Consider the following 25,986-nt stretch of genomic DNA (forward strand, 5'->3'; position numbering starts at 1 on the left):
GGTGCGCTGGGGGTTGAAGCATGCAGGATGGGGGCCGAAGCCCCCATTCACAAGTCAGGCGCGCGCTTCGGAAAGCAGCTTGCCGCCGGCCTTGCGCTCGCGCGCGGCACGGATGAAACCGATGAACAGCGGGTGGCCGTCACGCGGCGTGGACAGGAATTCCGGGTGCGCCTGGCAGGCCAGGAACCACGGGTGGGCATCGCGCGGCAGCTCGACCACTTCCACCAGGGTGTCGTCCATCGACTTGCCGGCGATCACCAGGCCCGCATCTTCCAGCTGGGTGCGGTAACGGTTGTTGAACTCGTAGCGGTGGCGGTGGCGCTCGGCGACCACGTCCTTGCCGTACAGCTCGCGGGCCAGCGTCCCCGGCTTCAGGCGTTGTTCCTGCAGGCCCAGGCGCATGGTGCCGCCGAGGTCGCTCTTGTCGTCACGCTTCTCGACATCGCCGCTGGCGGTGCGCCATTCGGTGATCAGGCCGATCACCGGGTTCGGCGACTGGCGGTCGTTCTCGGTGCTGTTGGCACCTTCCAGGCCCACCACGTTGCGCGCGTAGTCGACCACGGCCGCCTGCATGCCGTAGCAGATGCCGAAGTACGGCACCTGCTGCTCGCGGGCGAACTTCGAGGTCAGCACCTTGCCTTCGAAACCACGGTCACCGAAGCCACCCGGCACCAGGATGCCGTCGACATCGGCCAGTGCAGCCATGTCGGTGCCTTCCAGGTCCTGTGCTTCCAGCCACTTCAGGTTGACCTTGGTGCGCTGGCGCAGGCCGCCGTGCTTGAGTGCTTCGCCGACCGACTTGTAGGCATCCTGGTGATCGACGTACTTGCCGACCACGGCAATGGTCACTTCGTCCAGCGGGTGCAGGGTCGCATCGACCGCGTCTTCCCACATCGACAGGTCGACCGGACCGGCCTTGTCTGCCAGCTTCAGCTGGTTCACCACGATTTCGTCCAGGCCCTGTGCATGCAGGCCAGACGGGATGCGGTACAGCACGTCCACGTCCGGCACGCTGATCACCGCACGCTCGGAAACGTTGGTGAACTGGGCGATCTTGCGGCGCTCCGAATCCGGCACCGCCTGCTCGGAGCGGCACAGCAGGACGTCCGGCTGGATGCCGATCGAGCGCAGTTCCTTCACCGAGTGCTGGGTCGGCTTGGTCTTCAGCTCGCCGGCGGCGCCGATGTACGGCACCAGGGTGAGGTGCATGAACAGCGCCTTCTCCGGGCCACGTTCGGTGCGCACCTGGCGGATCGCCTCCAGGAACGGCAGCGACTCGATGTCGCCAACGGTGCCGCCGATCTCGACCAGTGCCACGTCATAGCCTTCGGTGGCTTCGTCGATGCAGCGACGGATCTCGTCGGTGATGTGCGGAATGACCTGCACGGTCGCGCCCAGGTAGTCGCCGCGGCGCTCCTTGCGGATCACGTTCTCGTAGATGCGGCCGGTGGTGACCGAGTTCTTGCGGCTCAGGCGGGTGCGCACGAAGCGCTCGTAGTGGCCCAGGTCGAGGTCGGTCTCCGCGCCGTCGTCGGTGACATACACCTCACCGTGCTGGAACGGGCTCATGGTGCCCGGGTCGACGTTGATGTACGGGTCGAGCTTCATCATCGTGACCTTCAGGCCACGGGCTTCGAGAATGGCGGCCAGTGACGCAGCGGCAATGCCTTTGCCGAGCGAGGACACCACGCCGCCGGTTACGAAAATCAAGGGAGTCATGGCTGCAAGCATCCTGTCTGGAAATGGAAAACGGCAGCACCACGCGCACCCGGAGGGCGGGCATGGTGCTCAGAGGGGGTTTTCCGGTTCGCTGTGGCAGCGAGGGAGGTGCGGATCCGTGCGGCGGCAGGCGCCGGACGGGAACCATCGTGCGAGGTCGGGGCGGCCGTGCCGGTCAAATCGACCGTCACCTGCGACCCGCCATGCTGGAAGCCACGCTTGGCCGCTCCAGCCCATTCGCAAAGGGTGGACACGCACTTACTCCCGGAAAGCCATAGTTTACAGATTGATGGCCGCCAACCCAAGAGGCTTGTGCGGCCGATCCAACAAAAAACGCCCCGCTGGGCGGGGCGTTTCGGTGCGCAACCCTTGTCGCAAGGGCGGCTGGCAGGCCACGGGATCAGCGCTTCTTGCGCGCTTCCTCTTCCTCTTCCTGCTGCGGGGCCGGCTGGCCCTGCGCCTTCATTTCGGCATTGGCCTGGGCCCGACGCTTGGCCTTGGCATCGGCCTCGGCCTGCGCCTTGTCGGCCTGGTCACCCTGCTGCGGGGCCGGCTGGCCGGCGTTCTGCGCCACCACCAGCGGCACTGCAACGGCGGCAGCGGCCAGGATCGCAATGGTCAGCAACTTCTTCATGAGGTCCTCCTCGCGTTATGGCTTGGACGTTCAGACCCAACGGGGCCGCCGGCGTTCAGATTCCAGCGGCTGCCATTTTACCCCCTCCCCGCCGCCGAGGCTGAACCGCAGGCGTGCAAATTCCCGTGCCAGACCCCACACTTGCCCGTCGCTCCAAGCTTTCGAAGACAGATGAACGCCCGCTATAACGCCGCCGATATTGAAGTCCTGTCCGGCCTTGACCCGGTCAAGCGCCGTCCCGGCATGTATACCGACACCGCGCGCCCGAACCACCTGGCGCAGGAAGTGATCGACAACTCGGTGGACGAAGCCCTCGCCGGCCACGCCCGCTCGATCGAGATCACCCTGTACAAGGACGGCAGCGTGGAGGTCAGCGATGACGGCCGCGGCATGCCGGTGGACATCCACCCGGAAGAGAAGATCCCGGGTGTCGAGCTGATCCTCACCCGCCTGCATGCGGGCGGCAAGTTCAGCAACAACAACTACACCTTCTCCGGCGGCCTGCACGGCGTCGGCGTCAGCGTGGTCAATGCGCTGTCGACCCTGGTGGAGGTGCACATCAAGCGCGACGGTGCCGAACACCGCATCACCTTCCGCAACGGTGACCGTGCCACGCCGCTGGAAGTGGTCGGCAGCGTCGGCAAGAAGAACACCGGTACCCGCGTGCGCTTCTGGCCGGACCCGAAGTACTTCGATACGCCGAAGTTCGCGGTGCGCGCGCTCAAGCACCTGCTGCGCGCCAAGGCCGTGCTGTGCCCGGGCCTGACCGTGAAGCTGACCGATGAAGCCACCGGTGAAGTCGATACCTGGTACTACGAAGACGGCCTGCGCGATTACCTGAAGCTGGAGCTGGGCGAGCGCGAATCGCTGCCGGCCGACCTGTTCGTCGGCAACCTGAAGAAGGACACCGAGGTAGTTGACTGGGCCGTGGCCTGGCTGCCGGAAGGCGAGCTGGTGCAGGAAAGCTACGTCAACCTGATTCCCACCGCGCAGCACGGCACCCATGTCAACGGCCTGCGCACCGGCCTGACCGAAGCGCTGCGCGAGTTCTGCGACTTCCGCAACCTGCTGCCGCGTGGCGTCAAGCTGGCCCCGGAAGACGTATGGGACCGCGTGTCGTTCGTGCTGTCGCTGAAGATGACCGACCCACAGTTCAGCGGCCAGACGAAGGAGCGCCTGTCCTCGCGCCAGGCCGCCGGTTTCGTCGAAGGTGCCGCCCATGATGCGTTCAGCCTGCTGCTGAACCAGAACGTGGAACTGGGCGAGAAGATCGCGCAGATCGCCATCGAGCGTGCCAGCGCGCGCCTGAAGACCGAGAAGCTGGTCGTCCGCAAGAAGATCACCCAGGGCCCGGCCCTGCCCGGCAAGCTGGCAGACTGCATCAGCCAGGACCTGTCGCGCACCGAGCTGTTCCTGGTGGAAGGTGACTCGGCAGGCGGCAGCGCCAAGCAGGCCCGCGACAAGGATTTCCAGGCGATCATGCCGCTGCGTGGCAAGATCCTGAACACCTGGGAAGTCTCGTCCAACAGCGTGCTGGCCTCGGAGGAAGTACACAACCTGGCCATCGCCATCGGCTGCGACCCCGGCAAGGACGACATCAGCGGCCTGCGCTACGGCAAGGTGATCATCCTGGCCGACGCGGACTCCGACGGCCTGCACATCGCAACGCTGCTGACCGCACTGTTCCTGAAGCACTTCCCGGCACTGGTCGATGCCGGCCATGTGTTCGTGGCGATGCCGCCGCTGTTCCGCATCGATGTGGGCAAGCAGGTGTTCTATGCCCTCGATGAGGAAGAAAAGCGCTCGATGCTGGACAAGATCGAGCGCGAGAAGATCAAGGGCGCCATCAACGTCACCCGCTTCAAGGGCCTGGGCGAGATGAACCCGCCGCAGCTGCGCGAGTCGACCATCCACCCGGATACGCGCCGCCTGGTCCAGCTGACCGTGGACGATGGCGAGCAGACCCGCTCGCTGATGGACATGCTGCTGGCCAAGAAGCGCGCGTCCGACCGCAAGGGCTGGCTGGAGTCGAAGGGCGACCTGGCTTCGCTGGAAGTCTGATCCCTCGCGGGGTCGGATCCGTTTCCCGCCGGGAAAGGGATCCGACCCATCCGCCCCGGGCATGCCGCCCCCATCGGCAAACCCGGCGGCGCCATAATGCGCGTCCATCCGTGCGGACCACCGTATTGGCCAGCCACTCGCTGCTGTTCCCCGACCTGCCGCTGCACAGCGCACGGCTGGTCCTGAGCCCGATCCGCCGTGACGACGCCGCCGCGCTGTTCGCGCTGCAGTCCAATCCCGACGTGATGCGCTGGTGGAATCATCCGGCCTGGACGCGACAGGCCGAGGCGCGCGAACAGATCGACGATGATCTCGCCGCCCATGCCATCGGTACCCAGCTGAAGCTGGCCGTGCGCGAATCACTGGAAGGTCCACTGCTGGGCATCTGCGTGGTGTTTGCAGTGGACCGCACTGCAGCCCGCGCCGAGATCGGCTACCTGCTGGCACCGGACCGCCAGGGCCAGGGCTACATGCACGAGGCCCTGCAGCAGGTACTGGCCTACCTGTTCGGCACCCTCCACCTGCATCGCGTGGAAGCCGAGATCGACCCGCGCAACGCACCCTCCGCGCATGTGCTCGAACGCCTGGGCTTCCGCCGCGAGGGAGTGCTGCGCCAGCGCTGGCGCATCCAGGGGGAACTGGCCGACTCGGCCGTCTACGGCCTGCTGGCCGATGACAAAGCGGCAACCGCCCTGTCCGCTTGACCCAAGCTGGCCAGTAGCGGCCGCAACGCCCGGCCATGCCTTTGGACACATACGGCATGGGCGGCCACCGGCCTAGCATCGCAATCCCCTTCCGCTGCCCACCCGGTGCCATGAAGTCCCTGTTGCACACTGCCGCGCTCTGCGTCGGCCTGCTCATCGCCCCAGCCAGCGTGCTGGCCGCGCCTGATGCCGACGCCAAGCCCGATCCGAAAGAAGACAAGACCGAGGCACCTGCGTTGCCCGCAGACGCCTCGGCCCGCCAGAGCATGCGCCTGGCCGGCCGCACCCTGGACTACACCGCCACCGTCGGCACCCTGCCGGTACGCGATGCCAAGGGCAAGGTGATCGCCGACGTGGTGTTTACCGCCTACACGATGCCGGGCAAGGACCGGCCGGTGACCTTCGCGCTCAATGGCGGCCCCGGGGCATCGTCGGTCTACCTCAACATGGGCGCGATCGGGCCCAAGGTGGTGACCTTCGGCTCCGAGGGTGACAGCGCGTCGGCGCCGGCGACGCTGCACGACAACCCCGGCACCTGGCTGGACTTCACCGATCTGGTGTTCATCGATCCGGTCGGCACCGGCTTCAGCCGCGCGCGCATCGGCGACGACGAAGCGAAGAAGGCGCTGTACAACCCCAGCGCCGACATCGAATACCTGTCACGCTCGATCTACGACTGGCTGCTGCGCAACCAGCGCATGGCGTCGCGCAAGTACCTGACCGGCGAGAGCTACGGCGGCTACCGCGGCCCACGCATCACCCACTACCTGCAGACCCGGCTGGGTGTTGCGATGAACGGCCTGGTACTGGTCTCGCCGTACCTGAGCCCGACCCTGGAAGACAACGCCGATGTCTCGCCGATGGCGTGGATGCAGACCCTGCCGTCGATCGCCGCCGCGCACCTGGAGCGCCAGGGCAAGCTGACCGATGCAGCGATGCGCGAAGTAGTGGAATACACCCGTGGCGACTACGCCACCGCGTTGATGAAGGGCCGCAGCGATCCGCAGGCGACCGAGGCAATGCTGCGCCGGGTGACCGAACTGACCGGGCTGGACCCGCAGTTCGTGCGCCGTGCCGGTGGTCGGCTGGAAACCCAGGCCTACCTGCGTGAAGTGTTCCGCGACAAGGGCACGCTGGGCAGCCGCTACGATTCCAACGTAACCGCGTTCGATCCATTCCCGAACGATCCGGAGCAGCGCGCCAACGATCCGCTGCTGGACAGCATCATCGCGCCGACCACCACGGCGATGGTCGACTTCGTGACGCGCGTGGTCGGCTGGAAGGTGGATGCGCGGTACCAGGCGCTGAACTACGACGTGAACCGGCTGTGGGACCGCAATGGCGAGCTGCGCGATGGCGCGGTGACCCAGCTGCGCCAGGCCGTGGCGATCGACCCGCACCTGCAGGTGCTGATCGTGCATGGCTGGAACGACCTGTCGTGCCCGTTCATGGGTTCGATCCTGACCGTGGACCAGATGCCGACGATGGGCAGCAATCCGGACCGGGTGCAGGTGCGCAGTTATCCGGGCGGGCACATGTTCTACAGCCGGGCCGACAGCCAGGCGGCGTTCCGCAGGGATGTGCAGGCGCTGTTCCAACGCAATTGAGGAGGGTCGGCCGGGACTGCGGCCCGGCACCCGCCGGATCAACGGCAACGGCAAGGACCACGGCAAGATCAACTGCAAAAGCGGGCTTCCTGAGGGCTGGCGAGGTGGGGTGGATATGCAGGACACGCCGTAAACCCGTCCATGGGGGCTCGATGGCGCCATCCATGGCGCCAACGGTCCTGCATATCCACCCCACCCCGCCGCTGACAGGTTCCTGCTGCTGTTGGTGGGTGCCGACCGTTGGTCGGCACGCTTGGATACAGAGGAATGATCTGCCATGAAAAAAGCCCGCCGGTATCCGGCGGGCTTTTTCGTTTACCGGGATCAGATCCTTTTCCCGCAGGGAAAGGGCTCTGATCCCAAGGCCGTTGGCATCAGGTCCAGCCGAACATCTCGAACAGCTTCAGGATCAGGTACGCACAGCCGCCGGCGGCCGGGATGGTCAGGATCCAGGCCCAGACAATGCGCTCGATCACGCCGAACTTCAGCGAACGCGGGTTCTTGGCGAAACCGACGCCCATGATCGCGGTGGAGATGCTGTGCGTGGTCGAGACCGGCATGCCAAAGTGGGCCGCCAGGGTCAGGATGGTGGCCGAGCTGGTCTCCGCGGCGAAGCCGTGGATCGGGTGCAGCTTGACCATCTTGTGGCCCAGGGTCTTGATGATCTTCCAGCCACCCGAGGCGGTACCGGCAGCCATCACCACTGCACAGGTCAGTACGATCCACATGGCGATGCCGTCACCGGCGTGCGCGTCCGGGTGCATGAAGGCCAGCCAGGACGGCAGATCGTTCAGTGCGCCGGTGGCTTCGGCACCAATCAGGGTCATCGCGATGATGCCCATGGTCTTCTGCGCGTCGTTGTGGCCGTGGGCGAAGCCCATGTAGGCCGCCGAGGCGATCTGCGCCTTGCCGAAGAAGGCATTGACGATGCGCGGACGGGCCAGGCGGCCGATGGCGCCACCGACCTTGGCCAGGCCGGCGATCAGCGCCCACAGCAGCACCATCACCACGATGCCGAGCAGGAAGCCGGCGATCGGCGAGGTGATCATCGGCACGAACACCTTCCACAGCAGGCCCTTGTTCTGCGCCCAGCTGCCCAGGCGCTCCGACCAGATCAGCGCGTCCCAGTTGTTGTGGGCCGCGGCCAGACCGGCACCGCAGAGGCCACCGATCAGGGCGTGCGAGGACGAGGACGGCAGGCCCTTCCACCAGGTGATCAGGTTCCAGATGATGCCGCCCAGCAGGGCGCACAGGATCACCTGCGGAGTGACCTCGACCACGTTGGTGTTGAGCAGGCCCGAGGCGATGGTCAGCGCCACCGCCGTACCGGTCAGCGCACCGATGAGGTTCATGAAGGCGGCCAGCATCACCGCCCAGCCGGGCGAGAGCACCTTGGTCGCCACTACGGTGGCAATGGAGTTGGCAGTGTCGTGGAAGCCGTTGATGAACTCGAAGACGAGCGCGGCCAGGATCACCACCAGGACAAGGGTCAACATGCGGCGGCGTCCGTCAGCTGTTCTTCAACACGATCTGGTACGCCACCACGCCGGCCTCGCGGCAACGGTCGATGGCCTTTTCCAGGATCTCGAAGAATTCCTTCAGCAGGAACATCTGCAGGTTGTCCAGGCGACCGGAGTAGATGTCGCGGTACAGCTCGAGCATCAGGCGGTCGGCCTCGTTCTCCAGCGAGCGCAGCTTCTCGTTCAGCGCGGTCATCCGGTCCAGGTTCATGTGGCGCAGGTCGGCCACCATCTCCACCACCACGCCGGCGGCCTGTTCCAGCATCGCCGCGCGCGGCGCGAAGTCGATGTGCTCCAGGTGGGTCGTGGCCAGCGAATAGCGATCGGCGAACTTCTCGATCTGCTTCGGAATCTTGTACAGGGCCGAACCCAGCGCTTCGATGTCTTCGCGCTCAATCGGGGTCATGAAGCTGTCGACCAGCGCCTGGCTGATCTTGTCCGAGGCCGCGCGTTCGCGCAGGCGGGCCAGCTTGAAGGCGTCCAGCGCGGGCTGGCGGTCGGCCTCGCGCAGCATGGAATGCAGCGCCTTGGCGGCATCGGAAGCCGCGACGGCAGCCTCATCGAGCAGGGTGTAGAACTGTTTGCCGGAACCGAAAATGGTCTGCAGAGAGAACATTGAGAAACCTGTCAGCCGTCGCGGGAAGGACGGCACCAGAGCGAATTATGACGGCTAGATGACCATCACGGGTATCCCCGCGCCCTTTCTGGGCTCTGGGACCCCCAACCTGAACAGGTGGTTGCCACCCTGCCACGCCCCTTTGCTAAGATGCCAGCGCGCCTCCGGGCGCACCTTATGGACGACGACCCTTATCCCCCTGCGCCGCGCCGGACCCTGTTCCTGAGCGCCTGCCGCCATCGCAAGCACCCGCCCTCCCTGCCACCAACCGGGGACGACGCCCGTGTTTGAAATGATCCTGATTGTCTTTGCGCTGGTTCTGCTGAACGGCTTCTTCGCCATGTCCGAGATGTCGGTCATGACCTCGCGCAAGAGCCGCCTGAAGCAGATGGCCGCCACCTCCAAGCGCGCCGCCAAGGCGCTGGAGCTTTCGGAGAAGCCGGAGAGCTTCCTGTCCACGGTGCAGATCGGCATCACCGTGATCGGCGTACTGACCGGCTACCTCGGTGGTGATGCGATCGGCGACGCGATCGCCGGCTGGCTGCAGGGCCTGATGCCCGGCTTTGCCTACGCGCGCGAAGTAGGCACCGCCCTGGCGGTCTCGCTGATCACCTTCATCACGCTGATCTTCGGCGAACTGGTGCCCAAGCGTCTGGCCCTTACCCGCTCCGAGGCCATTGCCGGCCTGGTCGCGATGCCGATGAGCTGGCTGGCCAGGCTGGCCCTGCCCTTCGTCTGGCTCCTGTCCAAGACCACCCAGCTGGTACTGAAGGTGCTGGGCCTGGGCAAGGACGAGGCCGCGCAGGTGACTGAAGAGGAGATCCGGATGCTGGTGGCCGAGAGCCACGAGGCCGGCGTGATCGACGCCCACGAGCGCGACATGATGAACCGGGTCATGCGCCTGGGCGACCGCACCGCCGACAGCCTGATGACGCCGCGCAACCGCATCGCCTGGCTCGACACCCAGGCCGGGCTGGAGCGCAATCTGGACATCATGGCCGAGCACGAGTTCTCCCGTTACCCGGTGTACCGCGACAACGACATGGACGTGGTCGGCGTGCTGGAGCTGAAATCGCTGGCCACGCGCATGGCGCGCGGCGACAACGCGCTGTTCCAGACCCTGCGCGAACCGCTGTACGTCTCCGAATCGACCCACGCGATGAAGCTGCTGGAGATCTTCCGCGAGGAACAGCAGTCGATGGCGCTGGTGGTGGACGAGTACGGCGAGATCCAGGGCCTGGTGACCATCAGCGACCTGATGGGCGCGGTGGTCGGCCGCCTGCAGGCCGTAGAAAATGCCGACGAGGATGCGCTGGTAGTAACCCGCGAGGACGGTTCGCTGCTCGTGGATGGCTCACTGCCGATCGAAGACCTGCGCGAGCTGATCGGAAGCAACGACCTGCCCGATGCCGAGGACGGCGATTACTACACGCTGGCCGGCATGTGCATCCACTACTTCGGCCGCATCCCGCACGCAGGCGAGTACTTCGACTGGGCCGGCTGGCGCTTCGAGGTGGTCGACCTGGACGGTGCGCGGGTGGACAAGCTGCTGCTGCGCACGTTGTCCGACGAGCAGGCCGATGAGCTCACCGCCTGAGGCCGGCCAGGGCCAGGGCGCTCAGCGCGCGGCCTACCGCAACGAGGGCATCCGCACCCTGCTGGAGATGTTCGCCTCCGGCGATCCCGCCGAGCACATGCCGCTCGGCCAGATCCTCAGCAACCTGCAGCAGAGCGCGTTCGGCGTGTTCCTGTTCGTGGCGATCCTGCCCTCGTTCATCCCGATCCCGGGCATGGGGGGTGCGGTCAGCGGCCCACTGGTGGTCCTGATCGGCCTGCAGATGCTGTGTTGCCTGCGCCGCCCCTGGCTGCCCGGTTTCATTGCCCGACGCGGGCCGAAGCGCGGCACCATGCACCGCTTCCTGGACCGTATCGATCGCCCGTTGCGGCGGCTGGACAGGATGCTGAAGCCACGCCTGCCGCAGCTGCTGACACCGCTGCCCGCACACGCGTTCACTGGCCTGCTGCTGGTGTTGCTGGGCCTGCTGCTGTCGTTGCCGATTCCGTTCACCAACTTCCTGTTCGGCTTCCAGCTGCTGCTGTTCTCGCTGGCGCTACTGGAGCGCGATGGTGCATTGATGCTGTTCAACTGGATCGCAGCGCTGGTGGCGATCGCGTTCTTCGGCTTCAGTTCCGGGCAGCTGGTGGGCTATACAGTGGAACTGTTCCAGCGCTGGTTCTGAAGTGGCATCCGGTAGAGCCGGCCGCTGGCCGGCTGCCACGTTTCCAGGGTTGCCGGCCAGCGGCTGGCACTTCCCGCATCCGGTAGATCCACGCCACGCATGGATGCAGCAATCACCGAAGGTCGACGAATCCGTTGTCCGCCAGCGGTGCCGGATCGTCCTGCACCGCCGACAGCACGAAGCTCAACGCCTTGCCCAGCAAGGTGCCCGGGCCATCCCAGTATTCGGCGCTATCGGCGCGCACGTGGATCAGGCGAAGGTTGGGGTCTTCCTTGCCGGCGGGGAAGAACAGCTTCATCGCCGGCGACCACAGCTCTTCGATCTTCGCGCGATCATCGACAACCCGCGCCCGCCCCGCCACAGACACATAGGTGTTCTTCGATGGCGAGGCATAGGCCACATTGACGCGCGGGTCGAGCGCGATCTCGGCCACCTTCGGGCTGTCGGCGGTGATCACGAACCACAGGTCACCGTCGAAGGCGACCTGCTGGGTGGCCAACGGCCGGCTGTAGAGTCGCCCGTCGACGCCGGTGGTGGTGAACATCGCCACCTCCACGTCCTGGATCAGTTCAGCCAGCTGGGCAATGTGTTCGGCGCGGGTCTCGGCCATGGTGGGGACTCCAGAAGTGGGGAGCCCCCATCAGACGCGGATCGGCCGCAACGGGCCGTGACGCGGTTGTTCAGCCCGCGTGGCGGCCATGCCAGGCGTTCATCGCCAGCTCGAAGGAACGCAGGCGCGCACGATGGTCATACAGGTTGGCAGTAAGCATCAGCTCGTCAGGCTTGTGCCGCTCAACGAAAGCGGCGATACCCTCGGCCACCTGCTGCGGATCGCCCAGCACGGTGCAGGCCAGGGCCCGTTCCACGCCCAGCTTTTCGTGCGGCTCCCAGAAGGCTTCAATGTCGTCGATCGGCGGCGGGATCTTGCCCGGCCGGCCGCGGCGCAGGTTGACGAAACTCTGCTGCTGGCTGGTGAACAGGCGACGCGACTCGGCCTCGCTGTCGCTGGCAACAACGTTCAGGGCCAGCATCGCGTGCGGCTGCTTCAACGTGGCCGAGGGACGGAATTCGCGGCGGTACACCGCCAGCGCTTCGTCCATCACGTCCGGCGCGAAATGCGAGGCGAATGCATACGGCAGGCCCATCGAGGCCGCCATGCGTGCGCCAAACAGGCTTGATCCGAGGATCCAGGTCGGCACCCGCAGGCCACCACCCGGAACGGCCTGCACCGCCTGTCCAGGCTGGACCGGCTCGAAGTAGTGCAGCAGCTCGCGCACGTCCTGCGGGAACTGGTCGGCGCTGTCGAAATAGCGGCGCAGTGCACGTGCGGTCGGCTGATCGGTGCCCGGCGCACGGCCCAGGCCAAGGTCGATGCGGTCCGGATACAGCGAGGCCAGCGTTCCGAACTGCTCGGCCACCTGCAGCGGGGCATGATTGGGCAGCATGATGCCGCCCGCGCCGACCCGGATGCGTTGGGTGCCACCGGCAACATGACCGATCAGCACGGCGGTGGCGGCACTGGCGATGCCGGGCATGTTGTGGTGTTCGGCCAGCCAGTAGCGGCGGTAGCCCAGCGCATCGGCGTGCTGGGCCAGTTCCAGCATGTTGGCGAAGGCGGCAGTGGTGTCACTGCCCTCGCAGACCGGGGCCAGGTCAAGGATCGACAACGGGATCATCAGGCGTTTTTCCGTCACAGGATCACCTTTGCATGGGGGCGGCCGGGCGCAGCGGCCAGTGACGGTGGCGGGATGCTGATTCCCGCAGGGCAGGTTCAGCGCCCACCGCGCTTGGTCCGGTAGAGCCGGCCGCTGGCCGGCGGGCAACGTGCCCTGGCAGCCGGCCAGCGGCCGGCTCTACCGGGCAAGCGTCAGAACGCGCTGGGGCGCGGCTCGGGCAGCGGCTGGTCGACCATCGGCTTCAGCTCGGCATCCAGCGCCACGCGCTCATCGAACACGAAGCAGCGGCCTTCGTAGCCTTCGCCGCCCACCTCCTCGAAGTAGCCGAGGATGCCGCCATCGAGCTGCAGCACATTCTCCATGCCGTCATTGACCATCCACAGCGCGGCCTTCTCGCAGCGGATGCCGCCGGTGCAGAAACTGACCACGGTGCTGTCCCGCAGCGCATCGCGATGCGGCGCCAGCGCCTCGGGCAGGTCGGTGAACTTGCGGATGGGCAACACCAGCGCATCCTTGAAGGTGCCGTACTCCACTTCCTGCAGATTTCGCGTATCGAGCATCACCACCGGCTTGCCGGCATCGTCATGGCCCTGCCGCAGCCAGCGCTGCACGGTGGCAGGATCGACCGACGGTGCGCGCGGATAGTCCAGCGGCTGGCCGTCATCGCGGCGGAAGCTGATGATCTCGTCCTTCACCTTGGCCTTCAGCCGCGCGAACGGCTGATGCTTGCTCAGGCTGGTCTTGACCCGCATGTCGGCGAAACGCGCATCGGCATGCAGCGCTGCATAGAAGCCCTCAACCGCCTCCGGCGCCCCCGCCAGAAACAGGTTCAGTCCCTCGCCCGCCACCAGGATCGTGCCGCGCAGCTGCGCCGTCTCGGCACGGGCCAGCAGCTGGTCGCACAGGGCCTGGGGGGCGTCGATGACGGCGAAATGATAGGCAGCGGTATTGGCGATCATCCCGCCATTTTAGCGCCTCCCGCCCGCGCAGACAGATTCAGGGGTCAGGGCCCTCTGCGGGGCAGAGGGATCCGACCCCGGCAGGTACCCAGAACTTGTCAGAGGCGGGGAGGTGTGGGCAGGCGGGACCGTTGGCGCCATGGGCCCGAGGCATGCCTCGGGCGGGTTGGGCAGGACGCCCAACCCCGGTCTTGCCGTGTGCGCAGGACAGCGCACACGAGCAAGGCGCCATCGAGCCCCCAGGGGTGAGGCGCTTTGCTTGCGAAGCACTGCTTCGCAGGCGCCCGAACGCACAGCCGCCAGCGGCTGGGCCGGACCGCGAAGCGGGGTCTACGGCGTGTCCCGCCTGCCCACACCGCCGCGCCATCCCACGGAAACCAGCTTTTGACGTTGCCGTTGCCTCTGCGGGTGCCGGGTGTAACCCGGCCGCGCCCCCTTACCCCCGCAACAGCACGAACGGCAGCAACACCAGTGCCGCCGCACCGGCCATCGCCAGCAGCACCAGCACCACATAGGCCGGCCGGCGCCGGAACAGGCTGCCGAATGTCTCGGCCGTCCCCTCGCGCAATGCCTGCTCGCGTTCAGCCCGCACGCGCACGCCGCGCGCCGCCTGGTACTCGGCCATCAACGCCTTCGCACGCGGATGATCATCGTCGTCGCGCAGCCACAGGCCACCATTGGAAATGCCCCACGGGCTGGGTTCGGTGCGATACCAGGCGATGCCGTGCTGATCGAGCAGCGTGCAGACATCGGCATATTCGTCGTCGCCGACATTACGCAGATTGAGCAGGAGTTTTGCCATGGCCCCATGATACCCGGCGCCGATGCGCTACCCTTGCCGCCCTCGCCCCGCGCCCTTCTGGAAACGCCCGATGCGCCGCCTGCTGCTTCCCCTGCTGCTGTCCCTCGCCGCCGCTGGCTGCTCGACCGAACCATCCGGCCCGCCGCCCGGCGGCACGCTGACCACCTTCGAGCGGATCGATACCGTGCCCGGCACCGGCGCCGAAGCCATCGCCGGCAGCAAGGTCACGGTGCACTACACCGGCTGGATCTACGACAACCGTACCGAGACCAAGCACGGCAAGACCTTTGACAGCTCCTTCAAGCACGGCGAGCCGTTCACCTTCGCGCTCGGCGCCGGCCAGGTCATCCGCGGCTGGGACGAGGGCGTGGCCGGCATGAAGGTCGGCGGCAAGCGCACGCTGATGATTCCGCCGGACTACGGTTACGGGGACCGCAAGGTCGGCCCGATTCCGGCGGGCTCGTCGCTGGTGTTTGACGTCGAGCTGCTCGATGTCAAACCGTAATCCCGCCATGCCCCATCGGGTGGTGGTCATTGGCGGCGGCCCGGCCGGCCTGTTCGCCGCCGAACGCCTGCGTGCCGCTGGGCTGGAGGTCGACCTGTACGAGGCCAAGGGGTCGCCTGGCCGCAAGTTCCTGATCGCCGGCAAGGGCGGCCTCAACCTCACCCATTCCGATCCGCGGCCGTTGTTCGACAGCCGCTACCGCGAGCAGGCCGCTGTGGTCGGCAGCTGGCTGGACGGCTTCGACGCACAGGCACTGCGTGACTGGGCCAACGGCCTGGGCGTGGAAACCTATGTGGGCAGCTCCGGCCGCGTGTTCCCGGTCGACCGCAAGGCGGCGCCGCTGCTGCGCGGCTGGGTGCGCCGGTTGAAGGAACAGGGCGTGCGCCTGCACGCCAACCACCGTTGGATCGGCTGGAGCGACGACGGCGCCCTGCGCTTTGCCACCGAGGCGGGGGAAATCGATGTGCACCCCGATGCCACGGTACTGGCGATGGGCGGGGGCAGTTGGCCGCAGCTGGGCAGCGACGGCGCCTGGGTCGTGCCACTGCAGGCGCGTGGCGTGGACATCGCGCCGCTGCAGTCAGCCAATTGTGGCTTCGACGTGGACTGGACGCCGTTCTTTGCCCAGCGCAATGCCGGCGCACCATTGAAGCCGGTGGTCGCGCACTGGATCGACCTGGCTGGACAACCGCGGTCGCTGCAGGGCGAGTGCGTGGCCAGCGAATATGGCATTGAAGGCAGTCTGGTCTACGCCTTGGCAGCCGACCTGCGCGAGACCATCAACCGCGATGGCCACGCAATGCTGTGGCTGGACCTGGTGCCGGGTCGCGACGAGGCGCGCCTGCTGGCCGACCTGTCACGTCCGCGCAAGGGCCGGAGCTTCGGCGAGCACCTGCGCCGCCAGGCGGGTCTGGATGCGGTGAAGGCCGCACTCGTGTTCGAGATTCTTGGCAGGGAGGCCGGCAACGACCTGCCGGCTGTGGCCGCCACGCTCAAGCGCCTGCCGCTGCGCCTGCTGCGCCCAAGGCCGATGGCCGAGGTGATCAGCACCGCCGGTGGCGTGCGCCTGGATGCGCTGGATGACGGCCTGATGCTGCGGGCCGTTCCTGGCGTGTTCTGCGCCGGTGAAATGCTGGACTGGGAGGCCCCCACCGGCGGCTACCTGCTGACCGCGTGCTACGCCAGTGGCCGGCGTGCCGCCGAGGGCGTGATCGGTTGGTTGGCGGAGCGGTGACGCCTGCGGGGTAGCGTCGAGCCCATGCTCGACGCCACGTCACCACGGCCTGCGCATGCTCACCGAGGCCAACGCCACACCGCTGGGATGCGCATAGGCTTCCTCACGCACGCTGACAAAGCCCTGCCGTTGATAGAACGGCACGGCATTGAGCGACGCCGACAGCACCACCTCGCGCTCACGATCGGCCATTGCCAACAGGCGCTGCATCAGCGCCTGGCCGATCCCCTCGCCGCCACGATCGGGATTGACAAACAACGCGTCGACTTCATTGGCATCGACATCAAAGACGCCGAAGCCGAGCAGGCCACCCTGCCCGTCCTCGGCCACCACGCATCCGCCCTGCGACAACAGCCGCGCGTACTGCGACGGTGGCGGCGAGGCCGACCACGGTGCAATGACCTCGGGAGGGTAATGGCTGCTGCAGGTTTCGCGCACGCAACGCGTGCGCAGCGCCCACAACATGGCCACGTCATCCATGGTGCCGGTCCTGAACTGCATGACATCTCCTCGTAGAGCCGAGCCCATGCTCGGCTGTTCTTCGTTCCGACCTCGCGATGACTGATCGAAAGGCAGTCAAGCATGGCTTGACTCTACAGAACAGCAGCCGAGCATGGGCTCGGCTCTACAACATCACGCTACCGCGACTTGCTGGCGCGCAGAGCCTGGATCTTCGGCGGCGGCTGGAACGAGTCGCTGCGCGCATCGGCCCAGAAGGCATGGAATACCGCATGGTCGGGCACCTTGTGCAGCAGCTCGCCCGGTTCCAGGTAGCGGTAAAGCGACGCCAGCGAACGGATTTCCACCGGCGACACGCGACGCAGGATGTGCTCCGGCCCCAGCTCGGCCGGATCGTTCAGGCCCGCCGCGCACAACAGTTCCTTCAAGGCATGCAGCGTGTGCTCGTGATAGCTGTACACACGGGTGGCCTTGTCCGGTCCATCCAGATGCTTCCAGCGCGCAGGGTCCTGGGTCGCGATGCCGGTCGGGCATTTGTCGGTGTGGCAGCTCAACGACTGGATGCAGCCCAGCGCGAACATGAAGCCTCGGCCGGCATTGCACCAGTCGGCACCCAGCGCAATGGTGCGCGCGATGTCGAACGCACTGGTGATCTTGCCAGCGGCGCCGATGCGGATGCGCTCGCGCAGGTCCAGGCCGACCAGGGTGTTGTGCACCAGCAGCAGTGCTTCATGCATCGGCACGCCGACATGATCGACGAATTCAGCCGGTGCCGCGCCGGTGCCTCCCTCGGCGCCATCGACCACGATGAAGTCCGGCAGCAGCCCGGTTTCCTGCATCGCCTTGGCGATGCCGAACCATTCCCAGGGGTGGCCGATGGCCAGCTTGAAACCGACCGGCTTGCCACCGGACAACTCGCGCAGCCGGGCCACGAACTGCAACAGTTCGACCGGCGTCGAGAATGCCGAGTGACGCGACGGCGATACGCAGTCCACCCCCATCGGAACACCACGGGTCACCGATATTTCGGCGGTCACCTTTGGTGCCGGCAGCACGCCGCCGTGGCCCGGCTTGGCACCCTGCGACAGCTTGATCTCGATCATCTTGACCTGGTCGTGGGTAGCGTTGGCGACGAAGCGCTCTTCGCTGAAACCACCCTTCTCGTCACGGCAGCCGAAGTAGCCCGAGCCGATTTCCCAGACCAGATCGCCGCCCATCTCGCGGTGGTAGGGCGAAATCGAACCTTCGCCGGTGTCGTGGTAGAAGCCGCCGCGCCGCGCACCTTCGTTCAATGCGCGGATCGCGTTGGCCGAGAGCGAACCGAAGCTCATCGCCGAGATGTTGAACACGCTGGCCGAATAAGGCTTGGCGCAGTTCGGCCCAATCAGCACGCGGAAATCATGCTTGGCGATGGAGGTGGGAGCCAGCGAATGGTTGATCCACTCGTAATCCACCGCATAGGTACTGCGCAGGGTACCGAAGGGCACCGTGTCCATTTCGTTCTTTGCGCGCTGGTAGATCAGCGCACGCTGCTGGCGCGAGAACGGCACGTCCTCCAGGTCGCTCTGCACGAAGTACTGGCGGATTTCCGGGCCGATTGATTCCAGGCCATAGCGGAAATGCGCCATCACCGGATAGTTGCGGCGCAGCGTGCTGCGCTTCTGCAGCAGATCCCAGGTCCCCAGCGCCACCATCGCGGCAGTCAGGCCGACGCCCCAGTACCAGGCCGGCCAGATCGTGGCCAACCACAGGCAGATGGGAAACATCAGGATGGCGAGCAGGTAGACGATATACCGGTGCATGGCGTTCCTTGGTTGCAACTGCCTGCGAGTCTACCGCGCCGGCCATCACCGGCGTTTACAGGCGACCGTCAACCACGTTGCGCGGCCAGGCCGATTTCACGTCGTAGACGATGCCGCCGGGTGCCAGCAGCGCCTGGATTGCGGCGTCATCCATGGCTTTGAATCGGGCATGGGCCACTGCCAGGACTACGGCGTCGTAACTCCCCGCCACCGGCTCGGCCAGCCAGTGCACGCCCGCGTCGGCCAATGCCGCCGGGCCGACCCACGGGTCGCTGACCTCCACCTGTGCGCCGGCATCACGCAGGCGCTGCGCCAGTTCCAGCGCGCGGCTGTTGCGCAGGTCCGGGCAATCCTCCTTGAAGGTCACGCCCAGCACCAGGATACGCGACTGCGCAGGTACGCGGCCACGTTCGGCCAGCATTGCCAGCACACGCGACGCCACATGCTCACCGACGCGGTTGTTGACCTGCCGCGCGGTGTGGATCAGGTCCGGGTGGTAGCCCACGCTCTCGGACTTGTGCAGCAGGTAGTACGGGTCCACGCCGATGCAGTGGCCGCCGACCAGGCCCGGCCGGAATGGCAGGAAGTTCCACTTGCTGCCGGCGGCGTCAAGCACATCCTGGGTGTCGATGCCGAGCCGGTCGAAGATCAGCGCCAGCTCATTGACCAGCGCGATGTTGACGTCACGCTGGATGTTCTCCACCACCTTGGCCGCTTCGGCCACACGCATTGACTGCGCCGGGAAGGTGCCGGCGGCGATGATGCGCTGGTACAGGCCATCAATCACCGCAGCCACTTCCGGTGTCGACCCCGAGGTGATCTTGCGGATATCGGCCAGGCGCCGCTGGCGGTCGCCGGGGCTGACCCGCTCCGGGCTGTAACCACAGTAGAAGTCTTCGTTGAAGCGCAGCCCGGAAAGCTGCTCCAGCAACGGCACGCAGACCTCTTCGGTGGTGCCGGGGTACACCGTGGATTCGTAGATCACCAGGTCACCCGCACGCAGGTGGCTGGCGATCAGCCGCGTTGCCGAACGCAGCGGCTCCAGATCGGGCTGCTCATAGGCGTCGATCGGGGTCGGCACGGTAACGATGTAGACATTGCAGGCATCGAGCAATGCCGGATCGCTGCCGTACTGCAACTGCTGTGCACTGGCCAGCTCATCGGCCTCCATTTCCAGCGTATGGTCCTGGCCGTCGCGGAGCTCGGCGATGCGATCAGCATCGATGTCGAAGCCCAGCGTGGGCCAGTGCCGGCCGAAGGCCACCGCCAGCGGCAGGCCCACGTAGCCCAGCCCGATCACCGCGAAGCGCGGCGACGCTGCTGCCGCAAGCGGCGCGCTCAACGCCGCATCCCATGCAACGGCTGAAATCGCATGCGTACTGCCATGGGCATGGCCGACCTACTCATTCGCTTTGCCACTCCGGGAAGATCCATGCCAGAAAGGCTACAGCCTAACGGCCCGGGTGCCCGGCCGCCAAGGTGGGGTCAGGAGCCCAGTGCGACCGCGGCCGGCTCCAGTTCACCATCGGCGCCGGTCCAGGCCTGCAGCAGGCGCTCGAAGCCACCGCCGCCAAGCACGAAGCCCGGCCATGAGGCGTCGACGATCTGTACCAGCAGTTCTGCCTCAATGCGCCGGGTCCCCATCGACCAGCGCGGGAATGCCCGCTGCGCCACCGGCGCGCGGCACAGCACCTTCAGTTGTCCATGGCTACGCGCATTGGCGATGCGCTGGTACACCGAATCGATGCCATCCTCCGGGCCTTCCAGGTACTGCAGGAAACGGCTGCCATCGAACATCAGCACACCCGTGACACCGGCTACTCGGTTGAATGCGGTGGCATCGGCCAGCAGGCGGTCAAGATCGGTTGTCTGCAGCTCGGCGCGGGCCTCGCTGGCATAGGCAATCGCGTGCAGCGACATCGGGTGGCTCCCCCCTGGGAACGATGCTTTGGACTATGACATGAATGGGAGCGACAGTTAAGCACACCGCCGCTCCACTGCAATCCGGTCGGGATTCCGCAGCTGGGCTACAATCGGCGCCGCGCTGCAGGCCCGGATGGCGAAACTGGTAGACGCATCGGACTTAAAATCCGCCGGGGGCAACCCCATGCCGGTTCGATTCCGGCTCCGGGCACCATCGCACTTTTCACGACGAACGTCAGATCGCACGCGAGTAGCGCGGCTGCTCGCAGGCCGCACGCAGGTACGGGTCGAAGCACATTGCCAGCAGCCGCAGCAACGGCCGTCCAGGCTCGCTGGCGCGCACTACACCGTCACGGTACTCGGCCAGACCGTCCTCCTGCAGCCGCTGCACCGAACGCAGGTCTTCGGCGAAGTACTGCTCGAAATCCACGCCATGGCGCTGGCCCAGCACCGCACCGTCCACTTCGCCCTGGCACATCAGCTGCTGGATCAGTTCTGCGCGCAGCTGGTCGTCGGCGCTGAGCGCCACGCCGCGCCACACCGGCAACTGCCCCTGGTCCACGGCATCCTCCCATGACGGCAGGTCGCGCGGATTCTGGCTGTAGGTGGCACCGATGTGGCTGATCGCACTCACGCCCAGGCCGAGCAGATCGGTATCGGCGTGGGTGGTATAGCCCATGAAATTGCGATGCAGCTGCCCGGCGCGCTGCGCGCGTGACAGATCTTCTTCCGGCAGTGCGAAGTGATCCATGCCGATGTACTGGTAGCCCGCAGTGGAGAGCCTCTCCACCGCCAGGCCCAGCAGCGCCAGCTTGTCTTCCGGCGAAGGCAAGCGGCGTTCGTCGATCTGCTTCTGTGCGCGGAACAGATGCGGCAGGTGTGCGTAGCCGTACACCGCCAGGCGATCCGGGCGCAATGCCAGCACCCGTTCCAGGGTGCGGCCAAACCCTTCCAGGCTCTGTCCCGGCAGCCCATAGATCAGGTCGACGTTGACCGAACGCATGCCGCTGTCGCGGCAGGCCTGCAGGATGTCCAGCGTCTGCTGCACGCCCTGCACGCGGTTGATCGCTTCCTGTACCTGTGGGTCGAAATCCTGCACGCCCAGGCTGGCGCGGTTGAAGCCCAGCCGCGCCAGCATGGCGACATCGCGGGTATCGATGAAGCGCGGATCGAGTTCGATCGAGAAATCGCGCTGCGGTGAATCGCTGAAATCGAAGCGCCGGCGCAACCCTTCCACCAGCGTGGTCATCGCCTCGGCCTCGAGGAAATTCGGCGTGCCACCGCCCAGGTGCAGCTGGATGACTTCACGGCCGTCCTCGAACTGCGGCGCCAGCAGGTCGGCCTCGGCCAGCACGCGCGCGACGTAGCTGTGGCCACGGCCGCGGTCGCGGGTGATCACCCGGTTGCAGCCGCAGTAGAAGCAGGGACTGGAGCAGAACGGTACATGCACGTACAGCGACAGCGCGCGGGCCAGCTGGTTGCTGTCGGCGATTGCCTGGCGCAGCGCCGGCGCATCGAAGCCATCGTGGAAGTGAGGCGCGGTCGGATACGAGGTGTAGCGCGGCCCCGGCCGGTCATGCCGGCGCAGCAGGTCGGGGTCGAAGGTCCAGGCAAGACCGCCGGCGGCGGGTGAGAACGTGTCCATGCCGCCAGCATCGCGCCGGGCGGACGCCACCGCCTTGACCCAGATCAATCGCGGGTGGGGATTTCCAGCACCGGCAGGCCGACCTGCGGCCAGCGCAGCATCTGGTAGCGCTTCCAGAAGGTGTCACCGATGCGCGCGGCCACGTCGTTGGCCAGCGCCTGCATGGGCGGGTTGCCGCACTCGGCGGTGGTGATCCGGAACAGCACCAGCCAGCGGTCGAACAGGTCCTTGTCCAGCTCGATGGCCATGTGCTTGGACATCGGCGAGCCCTTGAAGCGGCGCGTGCCGCGCAGCATTGCCGACCAGAAATCGACCAGCTGCGCCAGATGTTCCGGCCAGTCGTGGACGTGTGCCTCGAACACAGGCCCCAACCGCTCTTCCTCGCGCACGCGTGCATAGAAGTCGTGGACCAGGCGGGTCACTTCCTGCTCAGTGCACAGCCCGGGCGAGGAGACGGGCAGGACAGGCGGCGGTATTGCGTTCATCGGGGCACCCAAAGCTTGCCGGCAGTGTGCCGTAGCCGGCCGGCACCGCCGTTGATCCAGATCAATGTCGGCGCAGTCCGCTGCACCTAGTCTGGCATTCCTGCAGGAAGCATGCCCTGCGGATGCTGCGCCAGCCTCGGCGGAGTATACGCGCCGCCCTCATTCCGACCCGGGACAGCATGAACAGACCCTTTCCCAGCCGCCGCCAGCAGCTGATCCAGCACTGGGGCGCCATCCTCTGGCCCAGCTTCATCGCTGCAGGCCTGGCCAGCGTGGTGTTCTTCGCCTTTGTCGACCCGCTGCGTCTGCAGGCGATCAGCTTTCCGGGTACGGCGATCAGCCGCGAACTGGGCTATACGGCAGGATTCTTCATGTTCTGGTCGGTGACCGCACTGTCCAGCGCGGTCACCTGGTACCTGCAGCGACCGATGCCAAGCGACGACGACGACGAGCTGCCGCTGGGATGAGTACGGCCTGCACCGGAATCCCACGCCGCTGGCATTGGCGCGCCGCGCTCAGCATGCTCTTGCTGGCCTTGTTCTATGCCCTGCCATGGCTGCGCTGGAATGGGCGGCAGGCCCTGCTGCTGGACATCAACGCACGGCGCTTTGACCTGTTTGGCTGGACATTGTGGCCCGGCGATGTTGGCGTGCTGATAGGGTTGCTGGCGGTGCTGGCGGTGGGCCTCGCGCTGCTCACCCACCTCGCCGGCCGCATCTGGTGCGGCCACGCCTGCCCACAGACGCTATGGCGCCGCGCCTTCGACTGGATTGCGCGCGCCATGGCCGGGGCCTTGCCAGCGCCCGCCGTGCGCCCTGCCACCCAGGTGGCATGGGGGCTGCTGTCGCTGTGGACCGGCGTCACGTTCGTCGGTCTGTTCAGCCCGATCGAAGAACTGGTGGCCGCCGCGCCGCATGCCGGCTGGAGCGGCTGGGAAACGTTCTGGGTGCTGTTCTATGCCGCCGCCACCTGGGGCAATGCCGGCTTCCTGCGCGAGCAGGTGTGCCGTTCGCTGTGCCCGTTCGCGCGCCTGCAGCCGCTGCTGACCGATCCGCATACGCCCCGCATGTTGTACGACGCGCGCCGCGGCGAACCGCGCGGCATGCGTCCGTCGGGGCTGGGGGGCGTGCTCGGACGCGGCCGTGGCCTGCTCGACCCGACCACCGCACAGGACTACGTGTTCCGCGCTGCACATCCGCTGCTGGCCGGACCGATGCCCACTTTCAGCGCCGACCGCCTGGGCGACTGCACCGATTGCGCTGCCTGTGTCAGCGCCTGCCCAATGCAACTGGATATCCGCCAGGGACCTCAGGCCGATTGCCTGGCCTGCGGCGCCTGCCTGGAGGCCTGCTCGCGGCAGCAGCACCAGGCCGGTTTCGGCCCGGGGCTGGTGCGCTACTGCAGTCCGCAGGCCATGGCCGGGCAACCGCGGCAATGGTGGCGACCGCGGACCCTGGCACTGCTGTCGATGCTGCTGGCGCTGTTGGCCTGCGGCGCCTGGCGCCTGCTTTGAATCAACGGATCAACGCGGCCCGTTGGCGTGCGGCGGCACCAGCTGCGCACGTCGCACGATGCCCAGCTGCTCGATGATCAGCGCCATTTCATTGGTGACTTCGGTACGCTCGGTCCCCTGCGGGACCAAGCGGTCCAGCACCTGCTGGTAGGTATCCCAGAACGCCGGACCGCATCCGTGTTTGTGATAACTGGCTTCCAGTTCGCGGCGTACCCGTTCAGCCAAGCCATGCATGCCGTATTCCATACGACCTCCGTTGGACTTGTTCTGCATCGTTGACGGTCTACCGACTCACTTGCGAGCTACTGAAAGACTCCCGGGCTTCACGTCCGGTTGATCCCAATTAGTCATAGATTTCACGACAGGTCAATTACATACCGCGACTTTCGCGATCGAAATTATTAATCGTTCACGAAACCACATACGGGGAGACGGGGTGCCCGGATGGGTCGGACCCGACACACTGCCCCGATTTCCCCGGTCCCGCCCTGGTAGGCGCCATTGATGGGCCAGCCCCGTTTCATCGAAGTTTCCAATATTGCTAAGCATACTTAGCAAATGCCGCTTAGGGTGCTATATGCGACAAAAGGCGGCGCAGTTGAGGCTTACTCGCCCTGCGTATCCTCAGTCGCGGGGAACAGGTTGGGATAGCGCTGATGCAGGATGTATTGGCGTAGCGCAGGAATCGGGAAGTTCTTGGGCCATTGCGACACGGCAGATCGGCTTATGCCAAAAAAGCGCGCCAGTTCGGCATCGGTCCGGAAACCCAGCCGGGCGCGTACCTGCCCCTTGCTCCAGAATTCGGTCACGGTCGGTCCTTCTGTTAACCAGACTTATTCTTGGAACAAGGGAACTTTGCGATCCACGCGTTAAGCTGGCTTGCATAGATGAATACTCTCGGCCAACGACTCGCCATTGCCATGAAGAAAGCCGGGCACCCTCGCCCGGCCGATCTGGCCCGCGCCGCCGATTCGACGACGGCAACCATCAGCAACTGGCTCAACGACCATGTCAGCCCCGCCCATGTGAAGGCCGAACAGCTGTTCCGCATCGCCGATGCGGCCAAACTGGACGCGCGTGAACTGCTGTACGGCGTGAGCGGGCTTGGCGTCGGTGAGCGGGGCAATACCTATATTCCCAGCCAAGCCCACCTGGATGTCTGGCAGGACGCCTACGAACTGGTCAGCCATCTGGTGGAGGAGAAGGGATTGCAGATCGACCATCGCCGCCACGCGGCCCTGGACCTGCTGGCCTTCGAACTGCTGATGGACGGCTTCAGCCGCAGCAAGGTCATCCGGGTGCTGACGACCTCGATGACGTGAATGCACTGCCACTGGTAGCATGGTCGCGGATGGGGATGGGGCTCCCCCGATAACCGCCCGAAAGGGCTGATGGCTCCTGCCAGGACGAACCGGTGTTCGTCGATGGCGGGTCGTGCCTGCTGTCGGCGTTCGCCATCGAATCAGCGAACCCGCAACCGAGGCACGTGATGCACGCATTGAACAATTATCTGCTGGTCTTCATCGGCGGCGGGCTCGGCGCCTGCCTTCGCCATGCCTGCAACCTGATCGGTGCGCGGGTGTCAGTCGGCAGCCCATGGCCATGGTCGACCTTCCTGATCAACATCAGCGGTGCACTGCTGATGGGCGTGCTGGTCGAAGCCTTCGCCCTGCGCAATGGCGCCTCGCCGCAGTTGCGCCTTCTGCTGGCCACCGGCGTCCTCGGCGGCTACACCACATTTTCCACCTACGCGCTGGAAATCGGACTGCTGCTGCAGCGCGGCCAGCATGGCCTGGCGGCGCTGTATGCCGGCGGTTCGGTGGCACTGGGCCTGGTCGGCCTGTTCGGTGGCATGAAACTGGCCCGGCTGGTGCTGGGCTGA

At 66.2% G+C, this 25,986-nt stretch carries 27 protein-coding genes, 1 tRNA gene and 1 riboswitch; of the genes, 12 read left to right on the forward strand and 16 right to left on the reverse strand.

Translation table 11 applies throughout. The features are described 5' to 3' along the window. Positions 1–54: 54 nt before the first annotated feature. Both pyrG and AC10QF_RS00255 read right to left on the reverse strand, forming a co-directional pair. Complete coding sequence (gene pyrG, locus AC10QF_RS00250; protein ID WP_005416023.1) at positions 55–1,719, reverse strand: CTP synthase; 1,665 nt, start codon at positions 1,717–1,719, stop codon at positions 55–57. Between the two features lie 400 nt (positions 1,720–2,119). Further along, positions 2,120–2,353 carry a hypothetical protein gene (locus AC10QF_RS00255; RefSeq protein ID WP_005416022.1) on the reverse strand — a complete coding sequence of 78 codons (234 nt, stop codon included), beginning with the start codon at positions 2,351–2,353 and terminating at the stop codon, positions 2,120–2,122. A gap of 171 nt (positions 2,354–2,524) precedes the next feature. Between AC10QF_RS00255 and parE the strand changes: the two genes are divergently transcribed. The 3 genes from parE to AC10QF_RS00270 all read left to right on the forward strand — a co-directional run bounded on the left by parE (position 2,525) and on the right by AC10QF_RS00270 (position 6,725). After that, positions 2,525–4,414, forward strand: coding sequence for a DNA topoisomerase IV subunit B (parE, locus tag AC10QF_RS00260; protein ID WP_005416021.1), 1,890 nt, complete (start codon positions 2,525–2,527; stop codon positions 4,412–4,414). A gap of 125 nt (positions 4,415–4,539) precedes the next feature. Then, complete coding sequence (locus AC10QF_RS00265) at positions 4,540–5,118, forward strand: GNAT family N-acetyltransferase (RefSeq protein WP_065179306.1); 579 nt, start codon at positions 4,540–4,542, stop codon at positions 5,116–5,118. 110 nt (positions 5,119–5,228) lie between these two features. Next, positions 5,229–6,725 carry a S10 family peptidase gene (locus tag AC10QF_RS00270; protein WP_494541545.1) on the forward strand — a complete coding sequence of 499 codons (1,497 nt, stop codon included), beginning with the start codon at positions 5,229–5,231 and terminating at the stop codon, positions 6,723–6,725. 374 nt (positions 6,726–7,099) lie between these two features. Here the strand turns inward: AC10QF_RS00270 and AC10QF_RS00275 are convergent, their stop codons facing one another. Continuing rightward, on the reverse strand, positions 7,100–8,221 hold the full coding sequence (locus AC10QF_RS00275) for an inorganic phosphate transporter (protein WP_005416018.1): 1,122 nt from the start codon (positions 8,219–8,221) through the stop codon (positions 7,100–7,102). A gap of 13 nt (positions 8,222–8,234) precedes the next feature. After that, positions 8,235–8,861 (reverse strand): DUF47 domain-containing protein, encoded by a 627-nt coding sequence (locus AC10QF_RS00280; protein ID WP_004152833.1) that lies wholly within the window; start codon positions 8,859–8,861, stop codon positions 8,235–8,237. Between the two features lie 292 nt (positions 8,862–9,153). Here AC10QF_RS00280 and AC10QF_RS00285 point away from each other — a divergent pair, with 292 nt between their 5' ends. Then, positions 9,154–10,458 carry a hemolysin family protein gene (locus AC10QF_RS00285; RefSeq protein WP_005416017.1) on the forward strand — a complete coding sequence of 435 codons (1,305 nt, stop codon included), beginning with the start codon at positions 9,154–9,156 and terminating at the stop codon, positions 10,456–10,458. Then, a complete protein-coding gene (locus AC10QF_RS00290) occupies positions 10,442–11,101 on the forward strand; it encodes an exopolysaccharide biosynthesis protein (protein WP_019658891.1) in 660 nt (219 codons plus the stop codon). Before AC10QF_RS00285 ends, AC10QF_RS00290 begins: the two co-directional genes overlap by 17 nt. 112 nt (positions 11,102–11,213) lie before the next feature. Here AC10QF_RS00290 and AC10QF_RS00295 read toward each other — a convergent pair whose 3' ends face one another. From AC10QF_RS00295 to AC10QF_RS00310, 4 genes are all read right to left on the reverse strand, one after another. Continuing rightward, entirely contained in the window at positions 11,214–11,711 is a 498-nt protein-coding gene (locus AC10QF_RS00295) for a pyridoxamine 5'-phosphate oxidase family protein (RefSeq protein WP_065195800.1), read from the reverse strand. Positions 11,712–11,781: 70 nt separating this feature from the next. After that, positions 11,782–12,777: an LLM class flavin-dependent oxidoreductase gene (locus tag AC10QF_RS00300; protein ID WP_065195799.1), complete on the reverse strand. Its 996-nt coding sequence runs from the start codon at positions 12,775–12,777 to the stop codon at positions 11,782–11,784. A 191-nt stretch (positions 12,778–12,968) separates the two neighbouring features. Next, positions 12,969–13,736 carry a sulfurtransferase gene (locus tag AC10QF_RS00305; protein ID WP_346607896.1) on the reverse strand — a complete coding sequence of 256 codons (768 nt, stop codon included), beginning with the start codon at positions 13,734–13,736 and terminating at the stop codon, positions 12,969–12,971. A 436-nt stretch (positions 13,737–14,172) separates the two neighbouring features. Further along, on the reverse strand, positions 14,173–14,538 hold the full coding sequence (locus tag AC10QF_RS00310) for a DUF6164 family protein (RefSeq protein ID WP_111174728.1): 366 nt from the start codon (positions 14,536–14,538) through the stop codon (positions 14,173–14,175). 70 nt (positions 14,539–14,608) lie between these two features. Between AC10QF_RS00310 and AC10QF_RS00315 the strand changes: the two genes are divergently transcribed. Continuing rightward, complete coding sequence (locus tag AC10QF_RS00315) at positions 14,609–15,043, forward strand: FKBP-type peptidyl-prolyl cis-trans isomerase (protein WP_005416011.1); 435 nt, start codon at positions 14,609–14,611, stop codon at positions 15,041–15,043. Next, entirely contained in the window at positions 15,030–16,277 is a 1,248-nt protein-coding gene (locus AC10QF_RS00320) for a TIGR03862 family flavoprotein (RefSeq protein ID WP_494541546.1), read from the forward strand. The genes AC10QF_RS00315 and AC10QF_RS00320 overlap by 14 nt, the downstream gene beginning before the upstream one ends. A gap of 39 nt (positions 16,278–16,316) precedes the next feature. Here AC10QF_RS00320 and AC10QF_RS00325 read toward each other — a convergent pair whose 3' ends face one another. The 4 genes from AC10QF_RS00325 to AC10QF_RS00340 form a co-directional block, all read right to left on the reverse strand. Continuing rightward, the gene (locus AC10QF_RS00325) at positions 16,317–16,778 is read right to left on the reverse strand and encodes a GNAT family N-acetyltransferase (RefSeq protein WP_069137921.1); all 462 of its coding nucleotides are present in this window, start codon (positions 16,776–16,778) and stop codon (positions 16,317–16,319) included. Between the two features lie 137 nt (positions 16,779–16,915). Then, a complete protein-coding gene (locus AC10QF_RS00330) occupies positions 16,916–18,538 on the reverse strand; it encodes an FMN-binding glutamate synthase family protein (RefSeq protein WP_069137922.1) in 1,623 nt (540 codons plus the stop codon). 55 nt (positions 18,539–18,593) lie between these two features. Next, a complete protein-coding gene (locus AC10QF_RS00335) occupies positions 18,594–19,880 on the reverse strand; it encodes a nucleotide sugar dehydrogenase (RefSeq protein ID WP_494541547.1) in 1,287 nt (428 codons plus the stop codon). Positions 19,881–20,023: 143 nt separating this feature from the next. Then, positions 20,024–20,458, reverse strand: a complete 435-nt coding sequence (locus AC10QF_RS00340; protein ID WP_494541548.1) for a BLUF domain-containing protein — start codon at positions 20,456–20,458, stop codon at positions 20,024–20,026. A 130-nt stretch (positions 20,459–20,588) separates the two neighbouring features. Here AC10QF_RS00340 and AC10QF_RS00345 point away from each other — a divergent pair. Continuing rightward, positions 20,589–20,675, forward strand: a tRNA-Leu gene (locus tag AC10QF_RS00345). A gap of 21 nt (positions 20,676–20,696) precedes the next feature. Here the strand turns inward: AC10QF_RS00345 and hemN are convergent. Further along, complete coding sequence (gene hemN / locus AC10QF_RS00350; RefSeq protein ID WP_053500383.1) at positions 20,697–22,106, reverse strand: oxygen-independent coproporphyrinogen III oxidase; 1,410 nt, start codon at positions 22,104–22,106, stop codon at positions 20,697–20,699. 44 nt (positions 22,107–22,150) lie between these two features. Continuing rightward, entirely contained in the window at positions 22,151–22,591 is a 441-nt protein-coding gene (locus tag AC10QF_RS00355; RefSeq protein ID WP_111177877.1) for a group III truncated hemoglobin, read from the reverse strand. Positions 22,592–22,770: 179 nt separating this feature from the next. Between AC10QF_RS00355 and AC10QF_RS00360 the strand changes: the two genes are divergently transcribed. Together AC10QF_RS00360 and AC10QF_RS00365 are read left to right on the forward strand one after the other, a co-directional pair. Further along, positions 22,771–23,058: a hypothetical protein gene (locus AC10QF_RS00360; RefSeq protein WP_494541549.1), complete on the forward strand. Its 288-nt coding sequence runs from the start codon at positions 22,771–22,773 to the stop codon at positions 23,056–23,058. Next, positions 23,055–24,104 carry a 4Fe-4S dicluster domain-containing protein gene (locus AC10QF_RS00365; protein ID WP_494541550.1) on the forward strand — a complete coding sequence of 350 codons (1,050 nt, stop codon included), beginning with the start codon at positions 23,055–23,057 and terminating at the stop codon, positions 24,102–24,104. The genes AC10QF_RS00360 and AC10QF_RS00365 overlap by 4 nt, the downstream gene beginning before the upstream one ends. Positions 24,105–24,113: 9 nt before the next feature. On the opposite strand, the gene AC10QF_RS00370 is transcribed toward AC10QF_RS00365, so the two are convergent. Both AC10QF_RS00370 and AC10QF_RS00375 read right to left on the reverse strand, forming a co-directional pair. After that, complete coding sequence (locus AC10QF_RS00370; RefSeq protein WP_005416001.1) at positions 24,114–24,350, reverse strand: hypothetical protein; 237 nt, start codon at positions 24,348–24,350, stop codon at positions 24,114–24,116. A gap of 359 nt (positions 24,351–24,709) precedes the next feature. Further along, on the reverse strand, positions 24,710–24,913 hold the full coding sequence (locus tag AC10QF_RS00375) for a helix-turn-helix domain-containing protein (protein ID WP_005416000.1): 204 nt from the start codon (positions 24,911–24,913) through the stop codon (positions 24,710–24,712). A 111-nt stretch (positions 24,914–25,024) separates the two neighbouring features. Here AC10QF_RS00375 and AC10QF_RS00380 point away from each other — a divergent pair, with 111 nt between their 5' ends. After that, positions 25,025–25,426 carry a helix-turn-helix domain-containing protein gene (locus AC10QF_RS00380; protein WP_061478466.1) on the forward strand — a complete coding sequence of 134 codons (402 nt, stop codon included), beginning with the start codon at positions 25,025–25,027 and terminating at the stop codon, positions 25,424–25,426. Between the two features lie 22 nt (positions 25,427–25,448). Beyond that, positions 25,449–25,512: riboswitch (Fluoride riboswitch) on the forward strand. Between the two features lie 81 nt (positions 25,513–25,593). Further along, positions 25,594–25,986 (forward strand): fluoride efflux transporter CrcB, encoded by a 393-nt coding sequence (crcB, locus tag AC10QF_RS00385; RefSeq protein ID WP_111174724.1) that lies wholly within the window; start codon positions 25,594–25,596, stop codon positions 25,984–25,986.

This window comes from Stenotrophomonas maltophilia complex sp. Om-AH-Sm3 (genome assembly GCF_059337855.1).